Below are 12,610 nucleotides of genomic sequence, written 5' to 3'. Positions count from 1 at the left end.
ACGCACCAGATTTAGGTTCTGGCGCCGCAAGGTGTGAGAGTTCAAGTCTCTCCGACCGCACCATCATCATTAAACCCAGCTTTTGCTGGGTTTTGTGTTTTTTGCTTCTCGCTATTTGCCTCTCTAGCATAAACTCCCCCACCCTTCATCATCACTATCACATTGACTTACCTTTTATAAAAAAAACCTCACCCAAGGCGCTACAGCTCAGTTTAAAGACGAAAAAAAACCAGCCCGAAGGCTGGCTCTATTCATTTGCTAAAAGCTAAAATTAGCCAAGTAAGCCAAGTGCCGCATTTGGCGCTTGTTTCGCTTGAGCCAATATAGAACTTGATGCTTGGCTAAGAATTTGAGACTTAGTCAATGCAGTCGTTTCTTTGGCAAAATCGGTGTCTGCAATACGGCTCTTCGATGCATTAACATTTTCGTTAATGTTATCAAGGTTGCTGATCGCATGATCAAAGCGGTTTTGGAACGCACCCAGTTCAGCACGGTGGCTATCAACAAATTTCAGCGCTGCATCAACAATAGCAACAGACTCTTGGGCGCCAGCTACTGATGTAACATCCATAGTGTCTACAGTCACAGCTTTAGCGGTACCAATGTTGAGATCTGTCGCTAGGCTTCCGGCAAATGTTGCTGCACCGTCAACTCGATTATTGTCGGTAAACATCTGTAGTTTGCCATCATCACTAACGGATGCTGTGACCATATCAGTTTGACCATTAATGTAAGTCGCTAGCTCTTCAATATCATCGCCTTCTTTTGCCACAATATTGATGGTTTGGTCTGCGCCTGTGATTTTATCTTTTACGGTAATATCCAGAGCATCTGTTCCCGCTTCAACCGTCCAGCTAGGTGCTTTAGCGTTGCCCGCGGCATAACTGTTACCACCCATCATCACGTTATCGCTACGCATGTCTTTTAGGGTCAGCATGACGGCTTCACCATTGTCAGCACCAATCTGCATCGATTTAGTCGTGAATGTACCATTGAGAAGCTTATTACCACCAAATGAGGTAGTTTCTGCGATACGGTTCAGCTCATCATTCAGTGCGGTGACTTCTTCTTGTATCGCAACACGTTCAGATTTTGAGTTTGAACCATTTGCTGATTGCAGTGAAAGATCACGCATGCGCTGTAGAATGTTGGTGCTTTCATTCATTGCACCTTCAGCCGTTTGTGCAATTGAAATACCATCATTGGCGTTACGAACAGCCACATCTAGACCGCGACTTTGTACATTCAAACGGTTCGAGATCTGCATTCCCGCCGCATCATCTTTAGCACTGTTGATCTTTGAACCTGAAGCCAAACGCTCCATTGATGTTTGCTGCGCACTGGTTGCACTATTTAGGTAACGTTGTGCTGTCATCGCTGACACGTTTGTATTTACATTCACCGCCATGGTGGTTCTCCTATTGATTTCCGTTACTGCGGAGGTTCCGAACGGTTTCCGACGTCTCGGCAAACCAAAAGTTCTCTCAAAGTAACCTTAGTAGCGACGATGAATTGATTAACTTTAGAGCAAACGTAAAAAAGTGCGTAATATGAGCAATTTAGTAGCAATTAATTGAACGACATCTAAAAGACGAGAAAAAAAATTAAAGTTTTCCAAGTTATTGATATGTTAACGGAAATGTAAAGCAGGAAGGAATGGTGTTTAGAGTAAATTATAGACAAAAGAAAAGCCCCATCCTTCGAGAGAACCGGGGCTATGGAGGTTGCCAGCGTGGAGATCGAGAGAAATGATCACAACTTGGCTTCCATGACATAAGTAAACATCATTCAAAGGCAGGTTTGAGAGAGAGCCTTATCATCAATTTACCTATGTTTGCCGCAACTCCCCAACTCACCCCACGTCTGGGATAAACGTGAGTAGGGAGACTGCTATTACTGCAATAGTGTCATTGCAGAGTTAGGCAACTGTTTTGCTTGAGCTAGAATAGAAGTACCAGCTTGTTGCAGAATTTGTGCTTTAGTCATTGCCGTTGTCTCTTTCGCGAAATCAGTATCGCGAATGCGGCTATTTGACGCTTCAACGTTTTCTTGGATGTTTGCCAAGTTATTGATGCTGTGGCTCAGACGGTTTTGTTTTGCACCCAAATCTGCGCGCTGTGAGTCAACGTACTTAAGTGCTGAATCTATAATACCTACTGAGTTTTGAGCACCACCAACCGTAGTTACATCGATGCTTTGTACCGTAGCATTAGTACCAGGACCAGATGTTAGACCAAGATCCGAAGCTAGGTTGCCGCCAAAAGTAATGTTACCTTGCAAGTTTGGTTCAGCAGCAAACATCTGCAGCTTACCCTCTTCATCTACCGACGCTTTCAATAAGTCAGTTTGACCATTGAGGTAAGTCGCCAACTCTTCGATGTCATCACCAAGTTTTGCTTGAATCGCAAGGCTAACTACTTCACCACTCTTAGTTGTGAAGTCAATGGTCATGTCATTCTTGCCAGCTTCTACGCCCCAAGTATTGTCTTTGCCATTGGTAGCAATAAAACTTTGACCGCCCATACGACTATCGTCAGCACGAACACTGGTCAGTCCCATAATCATCGCTTCACCTGAGCTCGCGCCAATTTGGAAAGATGCTTCACCAAATGAACCATTAAGCAGCTTACGACCACCAAAAGAAGTGGTTTCGGCAATACGGTTCAACTCGTCTTGCAGTGCGTTAACTTCTTCATTGATCGCTTGGCGCTCAGAACCTGAGTTGGTGCCATTCGCCGATTGCAGCGACAAATCACGAATACGTTGAAGGATGCTGGTTGATTCATTCAACGCACCTTCCGCCGTTTGGGCAATCGAGATGCCATCGTTCGCGTTACGCATCGCTACATCAAGACCACGAGACTGAGCGGTTAAACGGTTTGAAATCTGCAAACCTGCCGCATCATCTTTTGCGCTGTTAATTTGTTGACCAGATGATAAACGCTCCATTGAAGTGTTCAGATCACCCGTCGCTTTGTTTAAGTAACGCTGAGCTGTCATAGCAGCGACGTTAGTATTTACCGTAATGGTCATAGGTTGCTCTCCTAGTGAGTTCGCAAGTTCTCGCGAAGCGGTCAGCTTAATCTCATTTGGAAGCACTGACCGTAAATGACTTGCTAAGCAGGCTATTTACCCACTTAAAAACCGTTTAGTGTAACTCTTAGCCAAACTAATCCAATTAGCATGCCAACTTTACTTATCTACATTAAAAATTTTTATTTCTTTATTTACCAATAACTTAAAGTTAAATGAAATAATCAAATTACTCTCTTCTGTTGGTAAATAAACGGAACCTCTTGAAGATTGCCGCTTTTTTGCCCCCTATTGCCACAGTAAATTATCTCAACTTACTCTGTTCTTCTTGAGGCAGCACTGCGACTACACAGTTGCACTTATGGCATTGCACATAAGGCTTAGATGTAGTTAAACAGCGTTAAATCTTTTGTTTTGCCAAACGCTTGTTGGGATGCCTGTAGCGCTCGAGAGTTTTCATTGAACTCAATAATTGCAGCGGCATAATCTAGGTCTTCAAAATTACTTTTTGATTTCGCTAAGGTCATTTTGAAATCTTCGTGCTGTTGCTCTTGAATATCTAATGTACTCAAACGAGCCCCCACATCAGAACGAGCCTTGTTCATATGAATAAACGCAGCATGAAACTCTTCTGTAACTTGATGCAGCTCGGCTGTATTAGATGTATCAGACACCGAACCTTCCGAAAGCTCTTGAGCATTTTTAAAGGTATCAAACAAACTAAACGTTTTTTGTGGGGTTAGCTCTATCGCATCACCCTTGGTGATTTGACCTCTCACCTGTATTGAAAGATCACCAAACTGAATGCCTTCTGCCGGATCAAAAGTATCCGCTTTAACCACGCTGCCATCTTTCTCTAACTGGTAGCCATAATTATTGTCTGGCATATCCACAAAGGTGATTTTGTAGCTTGAGCTATCAGTATCATTAAGGTTAATGGCACGCTCTAAGAGTAGCTCTGAACCTTCTTTGAGTTGATAACCGGGCTCGTAGTCGCCAAATGGGTTTTCAATCTCCATAAACAACTTATTACCCGGGAAGTTAACCGGCATTTCTTGGCTATTTGAGATGCGCATTTTGCGCTGATAGTCATCGCCGAAATAACTCACATTTCCCACTTTGTCGCTAAAAAAAGGCTGTGTTTTCGGTTTAGTTCCAGAAAACACATAGTTACCCGACTCATCTTGGGTATTGCCTAGCGTCAGGACATTGCTAAATAACTCTTCTAGTTCACGCTGTTTCGCCAAACGATCTTCTGGGGACAACGAACCATTGATCATTTCCATCACCGTTCGTTTGCCTTCATCCACGTACTCTTCAACGTTAGAAACCATGACTTCGTTATGCTCTAAGCGACTGCGCGTTAAGACAATGCTATCCACATATTGATTAAGCTGTTCAGATTGTTGACCAATGTTTTGAATGTAGTGCGTTGCCAGTGGGTTATCACTTGGCTGTAGCAGTTGTTTACCTGAAGCAAGTTGTGCTTGGTTATGATGCACTTTGCCTTCTTGGCGACGAAGATCATTTTGTACCGACTGGTAGTTATGAAAGCTAGAAATTCGATTCATCATTTACTCACCTTCCTACCTTAGCGCCAAAATTGTATCGAATGTTTCATTGGCTGCTTGCATCACTCGCGATGACGCCATATAAGCCTGCTGGAACTTCATCATGTTGGCAGCTTCTTCGTCCAGGTTAACGCCAGAAATAGAAGCAATGCGCTCCTCTGCAGAGTTTTTCTCAACACGAGAAACATCAGTCAACTTAGATGCCGTTGACAACTTCAAACCAACGTTGGTATTAAGATCATGATAGATGTCGATCACTGTCGACTCGCCGCCATTAAGGTGCTTATCTGTTTGAAGATGCAAAATCTTGCGTAGATTGCCGTTGCCGCCTTCTGAAGGAACAAGGTTAGCGGTAAACTTATCGTTCGGCATTGCCCCTTCAGAAAGGGTAAATGAAGTTCCCTGGACCGTAACGGAACCCGTCGGTGGATAGGGCTGCGGCTGCTGCAAAACATTGCCGCGTGTATCCGTCACCGCGAACTGTGAGCCATCTGGCGATACAATTACTTCAAACTCTTTCAAAGCGCCCGCTTGTTCAATTTCAAAAACAGCTTTTCCTTGAGCAAAAGACGTTGATGCCTCATAACTTTGAGCGGCAATTTTTGTCGCATCGTTCGTCACAAGCTGTATCTGACCAGCGCCAGAGCGAGTAGGACGAATTAATACTCGCTCCCCGCTAGCTAAATCTTGATTGATCTGGATGCGTAAACCATCAATGCTAATAGCGTTATTACTCACGCCCACTTGTTCTCGGTCACCATCAGGACGAGTAACAAAATAATCGCTACCATCATACTGTAGTGAGTATTCACCGGTTTTTAGTGGTTTAATATCGTCGATATACACTTCTAAATCAGCGGTTGAATTTGAAGCGGCAACCACACGAGACTTAACAGCAATGGCTGAGTTCACATCGGTAAACATGTTTTCTCCAACGTTGCCTTTTAAATCTAGCCCTTGCGATTGAAGGTGATTGACAGCATTGGCGAAACCTATCGCCAATTTCCCTAGCTCATCCAAAACATAAGGAATTTTTTCATCTCTCGTGTCCAGCATTGACCCGATTTTCCCATCAATATCTTTACTAGAAATGGGTTTGATCCCCTGCCCTTCGATCATTGCCAATCGACGTTGCTGCGCATCAGGAAAACCATCAATTAATGCCAATTTACTCGCTTCAGTACCGGAAACTAATGTATGACCATTACCGATATGAACATTAAAACCTTCGCGGTTAGAGCGTGGAGTGACAGTAACCTTGGTGTATTCTGATAGTTCAGCGATCAGCTTTTCATGAGTATCCATCAAATCATTATGTGGGCCGGGTGTACGCATCATTAGGCGATGAATATCGCGAATTTCAGTACCAATTTGGTTCATTCGCTCAACGCCTAGCTCAAGCTTCTTGTTCGCAACATCATGCTGGCGACGAACGTCGCCATGAAAATCATTCAGATTTTGCGCGATCAAATTCGCTTTCTCTAACACGATCTTGCGTGAGCCAACATCATTTGGGCTGTCTGCTAAAGATTTGATCGCATCAAACCAGCCATTAAGGTTTTCTGGGATTTTTTTTGAGGACACAGAAGAGAGAAGACCGGATAGCATCTCTAAGTCTTCTTCAGTATCTAGGCGGTTAGCATAGTTGGTGGTCGAAAGATTCAACTCGTTAACGGCAAACTGATCCCAGGAGCGGCGAACATTTTCCACATGCACACCCATTCCGTAGGTTTGCCCACCAAATTGGCGTGGGTCACTGGTTCCTTGAATTACAGATTGGCGGCTATAGCCCTCTGTATTCACATTGGAAATGTTATGACCTGTAGTGTTGAGTTGTCTCTGAGCCGTTAATACACTTTGTGTACCTAAACCCAGAAGATCCGACGCCATAGTGCCCCCGAAAACCAAATAATGTCAGCCGAAGCTGAGTAACTGTTTAGGTAATTTGCAATATGTATGCCATCTCTGAATGGAAAAGCACTAAGCTTGATGTGGCAGGGATTAGAAGAGCAAAAAGCGAGCTATTTAGCTCGCTTCTATCTACATTTGGTCTATTTTCGCTTTAACTCGCAACACTTTATCAGCGTATTGAGGATCCGTTGCGTAGCCGGCTTGATGGATTCCTCGGATAAATTGCTCCGAATTGCCTTCGTGGCGTAATGCCGTGGTGTAGCGAGGGTTCTCATTTAAGAAACGAACATAGTCATTAAAGCTTTGTTCATAATCTTGGTAAGCACGGAAAGCCGCTTTCTCTTGTACTGGCACGCCTTGGTGGTATTCAAGTGTTTGCGTTGCCACCTTGCCACCATCCCAGCTTTTATCCGCTTTAATGTTAAACAGGTTATTACTGCTACCACGACCATTGGCAACCATTTTTTGCCCCCAACCTGTTTCTAGTGCCGCTTGAGCTAGAAGCAATGATGAATCAACACCTAGAGCTCGCGCCGCTTTTTCTGCATAAGGCTTCATTGAAGAAACAAACGACTCGGGGGTGTCAAATCGCGTCGGCTGTACCTTTGATGATTCAACGGATGCAACTGACGAGACAACTCCACCACTCACCTCACGTTCAGCTTGAGCTTGACGAGCGCGATCGACTTTTTCCATGATATGAGCAAAGTTATCATCCTGATTATTTGCACTTTTATTTTCAATCGAGCCTGTGCTGAGCTGGGCAACAATCATGTCAGCAAGACCAAGCGAACCAGAGGCGCTCAGTTCACTCGACATCTGTTCATCCATCATTTGACGGTAGAACTGCTGGTTTTGACTGTCCATCAAACCGGATTCAAAGGTGGCGTTCGCGTCTCGCATTGACTTAAACAGCATGGTAGTAAAGATCGCTTCAAACTGCTTAGCCGCTGCGGTTAATGCTGCTTTTTCGCTATCTTCATCACCTTTGGTCGCTTGTTGACGAAGTTTGTCTAACCCTGCAATATCGTGGATGAAGCCGATGTCGTTACCGTTATTAATCATGCTCATCCCTTATATGATAATCAGTTGGCCTTCAATGGCACCGGCTTGTTTCAACGCCTGCAAAATTGCCATTAAGTCCGACGGCGCTGCGCCCACTTCATTCACTGCACGAACCAGATCGTCTAGAGTCAAACCAGGTTCAAACTTAAACATTTTGCCCTGCTCTTCCGTCACTTCGATATCCGTATCTGGAACAACAACGGTATTGCCACCACCAAATGCATTTGGCTGGCTCACATTCAAGTTTTCTTTAATTGCTACGGTCATACCACCATGGGTGACCGCTGCTGGTTTTAACCTGACATGTTTACCCACGACAATTGTACCAGTGCGTGAATTAACAATAATCTTTGCCGAACCGTCAGCCGGGTTAAATTCCAAATTTTCAACCGCTGATAAGAAGGCAACACGTTGGCTTGTATCTCGAGGAGCTCGAACTTTTACTGAAGTCGCATCAATAGCTTGTGCCATTTGTGGACCTAAAAAATTATTAACTGCATCCGCCAAACGCTGCGCAGTGGTAAAGTCAGATTCGAGTAAGTTGAAGGTGATGTAATCACCTCGGCTAAATGGTGTAGGGATTTCACGTTCGACCATCGCACCGTTTGAGATCATACCAGCCGTCGGGTTGTTACCAACAATTTTAGAGCCATCAGCACCGTTAGCACTAAAACCACTCACGACTAAGTTACCTTGTGCGACCGCATACACTTGACCATCCAGACCTTTCAGCATGGTCTGCATCAAAGTGCCGCCGCGTAAGCTTTTCGCAGAGCCAATTGATGATACCGTCACGTCAATACTCTGACCTTGCTTAGAAAAGGCAGGAAGTTCAGCAGTAACAATGACCGCCGCGACGTTTTTAGTTTTTGGTTTGGTGCCAGGTGGCAATTGAATGCCGAAGTTTTGCAACATGGCATTGAAGCTTTGATCGGTGAAAGGTGTCGACTCACCAGTACCCGGCAGGCCCGTCACTAAACCGTAGCCTACCAGTTGGTTACTGCGCACACCCGCTACTTGCGCCACATCTTTAATGCGAGCCGCATGAGCGGATGTCACTAACAACATCAAGCTGGTAATAAGGAATAGTGCTTTTTTCATGGTGGTTCCTGTAACGTTAAGACGATGTCAAAACATCGTCTTTAAACTGTGTTACAGAGATACATTGAAGAATCGTGCCAAGAATCCTGGCTCTTGCATATCTTGTTGATTTCCGGTGCCCGAGTAGCGAATACGCGCATTTGACACTCGGGTTGAGGCAATGGTGTTCTCGTAACTGATGTCTTCCGGACGAATTGTGCCGCTCAAGCGAATGTACTCATCACCAGTATTCAGGGTTAACCATTTTTCACCGCGAATAACCAAATTACCGTTCGCAAGCACTTCGATTACTTCAACCGTAATCGAGCCTGAAAGGCTGTTGCTCTGGTTTGCCGCAGAACTGCCACTAAATGAGTTGTCATTGGCTAGATTGTAAGAGAAGTTGTAGTCACCAATATTAAGCTGCTGTCCACCAACCTCAAGCGGGTCCATATTTGCCGCATTATTTTTGGATAGATCAGCATCGGCGCTCTTTGCCGCTTTCGTGCTCTCATCGAGAGTCACAGTGATGATATCACCAAGTCCATGAGGCTTAGAATCATCGTATAAACTTGCCGAACTCGTAGTACTAAACAGTGAACCAGTTTCCGCTGCGTAATGCTCTGGCTGATGTTTAGGGTGGATTGGAGCCCATGCAGGATCACCAGCAACAGGATCGGTACGACCGCGCAATGTATCTACAATCCCAGAGCTTTCATCTGCTGATTTATCACCTTCGACTGCATCGACTGTTGTTGTGCCTTGTACAACATCAGGCGTGTCTACTGGTGGCTGCAACATTGAACAGCCAGACATCAACGCAAATAAAGCGAGGGGAAGTAAACGTTTCATGCTACGGACCCTTATTGGTTAAAGTTGTTGGTTAACAAAGCTCATCATCTTGTCGACGGCTGAAATCACTTTTGAATTCATCTCGTAGACACGCTGAGCTTCAATCATGTTGACCAACTCTTCCGTCACGTTGACGTTCGAAGTTTCAAGCATCGATTGGCGAATATCACCAAACCCATCCAAACCAGGTACGCCTTCTTGTGGGTCACCACTAGCACCTGTTGGTAAATAAAGGTTCTGCCCAATCGGCTCTAAGCCGCCTGGGTTAATGAAATCAACCGTGGTGATTTGACCAACGACTTGGTTGTCTTGCTGACCACGTAAACGCACCGAGACTTCACCGTCGGTACCGATGGTAATACCTACAGCATCATCTGGGATCACAATCTCTGGTTCTAGCGTGTAACCGGCACCAGATGTTACTAATGCGCCTTCATCATTTACCGTGAACTGACCATTGCGGCTATAACCGATGTTGCCGTCTGGCATTAGAATTTGGAAGAAACCATCACCTTCGATCATCATGTCGAGGCTATTGGTAGTCGTTTGGGCGTTACCGTTGGTGTGTACCTTTTGGGTTGCCACAACCTTAGAACCCGCACCAAGCATTAAACCACTCGGCAGTTCAGTGTTTTGAGACGACTGACCACCCGCTTGGTTAATATTCTGATAAAACAAATCTTCAAACACCGCGCGGCTTTTTTTGTAACCGATTGTCGAGGCGTTCGCTAAGTTGTTTGAAATGGTTGAAATGTTGGTTTGCTGTGCGTCTAAGCCAGTCTTACTTACCCATAATGCCGGATGCATAACTCTCTCCTAAAATCTATTAGCTCGAACGAAGTAGCGATTCAGAGGCTTTGTCCATCTCTTCCGCTGTGCTCATCATTTTGACTTGCATTTCAAATTGACGTTGTAAGTCAATCAACGCAGTCATTTCGCCAATCGCGTTTACGTTACTTCCTTCGATTGCACCTGTGAGCAGTTTTACTCCGGCATCAGCTTGATATGCCGTATTAGGCTCTTTTGCTCTAAACAAGCCATTTGTATCTTTGAATAGTGATTGATTATCCGTGCGGACAAGTTTGATTCGGTCAACAGTTTCCATCGCATCTGCAGGCGCGCCTTGAGGAACAACTGAGATAGTACCGTCGCTGCCAATTTCAACTTTGCTCACAGGGATAGGTAGCGTGATTGGGGCACCGGTTTCACCCAAAACTAAATTGCCATTGCCGCTAATAAGAAGACCTGTCGCGTCAATCTGCATGTTACCGTTACGGGTTAAGCCTTCTTTGCCTGTTTTATCCATGACGGAAATCCAGCCATCACCTTGAACGGTGACATCCAGTTCGCGACCTGTAGTGATAACACTACCTTGTTGGAAGTTATGTCCTGGACGCTCTGTCATGCTAAACACACGGGTAGGTAACCCATCACCATAGGCTTGCATTGAACGCGCTTGCGCCAAATCAGCACGGAAACCCGTGGTACTGACGTTTGCTAGGTTATTCGCTCTGAGCTGCAAAGCTTGCATATTTTGCTTTGCGCCACTCATGGCGAGAAACAGGGAACGGTCCATAACTTGCTCCAAAAATCACTATTCAAAGCAATTTAAGCAATAGTTATGCCATAAAATATTTCATTTATTAATCAAAGAGGTAGAGCGGTCGCTATCACAATTCGCGATAGTTTATGAGGAGATTGCCATTCAAGTGGCAACAATGGCAACTTCGCATTGCCGCCAAGTTGCCATTCAAATGTGCGCTGTATTCTACTGAGGAGAATTATCGAATTTGTAGAATGTTTTGTTGCAATTGGTTGTGTACTTCAAGAGAACGCGAGTTCGCTTGGAAATTACGTTGAGCTGAAATCAAATCCACTAACTCTTGCGTCATATCGATGTTTGACTGCTCGAGCGTACCGTTGTTGATGGTACCAAATGAACCTTTATTCGACTCACCCCAAATCTTATCACCAGAGAACTGAGTGGAGTCCCATTGGGTACCACCTTTCTTATCAAGACCTTGCTCGTTGGCAACACGTACTAGAGCCACGCGACCCAAAGTAATGTTTTCACCATTCGAGTAAGTACCTAACACACTACCGTTCTCATCAAAGTCAATCTTAGTCAGGAAGCCTGTCGTGGCACCATCTTCATCAAACTTAGTCAATTCAAATGGGGCTGCAAATTGAGTCGCGGCATCCAAACCAAAAGACAGAGTTTGATTCACGTCAGCACCGTTCATGTCGATTGGGTTTGCACCCGCACCAAGCGGTTCAGTTACGATGTTGTTGCCACCATTCAAACTCGCTAGTGTGCCATCGTTATTAAACTTCATAGTATGACCAGTATGAGTCCCTGACGTAGCATCACCACCGGCAACGTTAACTGGCTTTTCGCCAGCTTTATCTGTCACTGTGTAGTATGTCTGCCAAGTATTCGGTTGAGTTTGGTCTTTCAAGTAGTAGGTTGTCATCTTGTAAGACTGACCCATCGAATCATAAATAGTCGATGAAGTAGAACGGTTGTAAGTCTCTGGATCTGAGTAATCAAATAGCGCCGGATTTTTTAAATCACCATTGGCCGGTAAGTTTACACCTACCTCAATGTTCGCTGTTTGCTTAGGTTTACCAAATTCGGCTGGAATGTTTATCGGCGTTGGTTCGTAAGAGAGTACGTCTCCGGTATCCTGATTGACTTGATAACCCAGTAGGTATTCTTCATTTGAAGTTACCATGTAGTTATCTTTATTCAGGTGGAAAGCACCATTACGAGTTAACTCGTTTTGCTGTGGGATCAAACGCTCTTTCGCGACAGAAAAGAAACCTGTACCGGCAACGCGCAGATCAAGAGGGTTATTTGTATAAACACTTGAACCTTCGTGAAACTGTTGCGCAACTTTGTTTGCCTGAACACCTTGCCCTGGAGCAGTTTTAGCGTTAGTAAACAATGAGTTTGAGTAAACATCACCAAACTCGGCACGTGATTCTTTAAAGCCAAACGTATTGGCGTTCGCAATGTTATTACTGGTTGTATTCAGATCTAACTGAGCGGATGACAACCCGCTTAATGCAATATAAGACATTCCAAATTCTCCTAT

General features: G+C 44.7%; 11 protein-coding genes. 1 reads left to right on the top strand and 10 read right to left on the bottom strand.

All coding sequences use genetic code 11. The features are described 5' to 3' along the window. Positions 1-269: hypothetical protein (locus H2O73_RS21845; RefSeq protein ID WP_220457594.1), on the top strand; the 269-nt coding region annotated here is incomplete at its 5' end. 2 nt (positions 270-271) lie between these two features. On the opposite strand, the gene H2O73_RS13980 is transcribed toward H2O73_RS21845, so the two are convergent. The 10 genes from H2O73_RS13980 to flgE form a co-directional block, all read right to left on the bottom strand. Then, positions 272-1,408, bottom strand: a complete 1,137-nt coding sequence (locus H2O73_RS13980) for a flagellin (protein WP_182109483.1) — start codon at positions 1,406-1,408, stop codon at positions 272-274. Positions 1,409-1,893: 485 nt separating this feature from the next. After that, complete coding sequence (locus H2O73_RS13975) at positions 1,894-3,033, bottom strand: flagellin (protein ID WP_182109482.1); 1,140 nt, start codon at positions 3,031-3,033, stop codon at positions 1,894-1,896. A 380-nt stretch (positions 3,034-3,413) separates the two neighbouring features. Next, entirely contained in the window at positions 3,414-4,607 is a 1,194-nt protein-coding gene (gene flgL / locus H2O73_RS13970; RefSeq protein ID WP_182109481.1) for a flagellar hook-associated protein FlgL, read from the bottom strand. Between the two features lie 12 nt (positions 4,608-4,619). Continuing rightward, positions 4,620-6,494, bottom strand: coding sequence for a flagellar hook-associated protein FlgK (gene flgK / locus H2O73_RS13965; RefSeq protein WP_182109480.1), 1,875 nt, complete (start codon positions 6,492-6,494; stop codon positions 4,620-4,622). 150 nt (positions 6,495-6,644) lie between these two features. Continuing rightward, positions 6,645-7,580 carry a flagellar assembly peptidoglycan hydrolase FlgJ gene (gene flgJ, locus H2O73_RS13960; protein ID WP_182109479.1) on the bottom strand — a complete coding sequence of 312 codons (936 nt, stop codon included), beginning with the start codon at positions 7,578-7,580 and terminating at the stop codon, positions 6,645-6,647. Between the two features lie 9 nt (positions 7,581-7,589). Next, positions 7,590-8,681 (bottom strand): flagellar basal body P-ring protein FlgI, encoded by a 1,092-nt coding sequence (locus H2O73_RS13955; RefSeq protein ID WP_182109478.1) that lies wholly within the window; start codon positions 8,679-8,681, stop codon positions 7,590-7,592. A gap of 51 nt (positions 8,682-8,732) precedes the next feature. After that, positions 8,733-9,512 (bottom strand): flagellar basal body L-ring protein FlgH, encoded by a 780-nt coding sequence (gene flgH / locus H2O73_RS13950; RefSeq protein ID WP_182109477.1) that lies wholly within the window; start codon positions 9,510-9,512, stop codon positions 8,733-8,735. 18 nt (positions 9,513-9,530) lie between these two features. Further along, positions 9,531-10,319, bottom strand: coding sequence for a flagellar basal-body rod protein FlgG (gene flgG / locus H2O73_RS13945; RefSeq protein WP_182109476.1), 789 nt, complete (start codon positions 10,317-10,319; stop codon positions 9,531-9,533). Between the two features lie 19 nt (positions 10,320-10,338). Continuing rightward, positions 10,339-11,088, bottom strand: a complete 750-nt coding sequence (flgF, locus tag H2O73_RS13940) for a flagellar basal-body rod protein FlgF (RefSeq protein ID WP_182109475.1) — start codon at positions 11,086-11,088, stop codon at positions 10,339-10,341. Positions 11,089-11,293: 205 nt separating this feature from the next. Then, entirely contained in the window at positions 11,294-12,595 is a 1,302-nt protein-coding gene (gene flgE, locus H2O73_RS13935) for a flagellar hook protein FlgE (protein WP_182109474.1), read from the bottom strand. Between the last annotated feature and the right edge of the window lie 15 nt (positions 12,596-12,610).

It is taken from the genome of Vibrio marinisediminis, assembly GCF_014050145.1.
Classification (GTDB): domain Bacteria; phylum Pseudomonadota; class Gammaproteobacteria; order Enterobacterales; family Vibrionaceae; genus Vibrio; species Vibrio marinisediminis.
The sequence above is the reverse complement of the archived record's forward strand: the minus strand, read 5'-3'. Positions and strand labels throughout refer to the sequence as shown.

Bases quoted from the DNA above. Each gene is read 5' to 3' on its own strand.
- H2O73_RS13980 (WP_182109483.1), bottom strand. From the start codon at position 1,408: ATGGCGGTGAATGTAAATACAAACGTGTCAGCGATGACAGCACAACGT.
- H2O73_RS13975 (WP_182109482.1), bottom strand. From the start codon at position 3,033: ATGACCATTACGGTAAATACTAACGTCGCTGCTATGACAGCTCAGCGT.
- flgL (WP_182109481.1), bottom strand. From the start codon at position 4,607: ATGATGAATCGAATTTCTAGCTTTCATAACTACCAGTCGGTACAAAAT.
- flgK (WP_182109480.1), bottom strand. From the start codon at position 6,494: ATGGCGTCGGATCTTCTGGGTTTAGGTACACAAAGTGTATTAACGGCT.
- flgJ (WP_182109479.1), bottom strand. From the start codon at position 7,580: ATGATTAATAACGGTAACGACATCGGCTTCATCCACGATATTGCAGGG.
- H2O73_RS13955 (WP_182109478.1), bottom strand. From the start codon at position 8,681: ATGAAAAAAGCACTATTCCTTATTACCAGCTTGATGTTGTTAGTGACA.
- flgH (WP_182109477.1), bottom strand. From the start codon at position 9,512: ATGAAACGTTTACTTCCCCTCGCTTTATTTGCGTTGATGTCTGGCTGT.
- flgG (WP_182109476.1), bottom strand. From the start codon at position 10,319: ATGCATCCGGCATTATGGGTAAGTAAGACTGGCTTAGACGCACAGCAA.
- flgF (WP_182109475.1), bottom strand. From the start codon at position 11,088: ATGGACCGTTCCCTGTTTCTCGCCATGAGTGGCGCAAAGCAAAATATG.
- flgE (WP_182109474.1), bottom strand. From the start codon at position 12,595: ATGTCTTATATTGCATTAAGCGGGTTGTCATCCGCTCAGTTAGATCTG.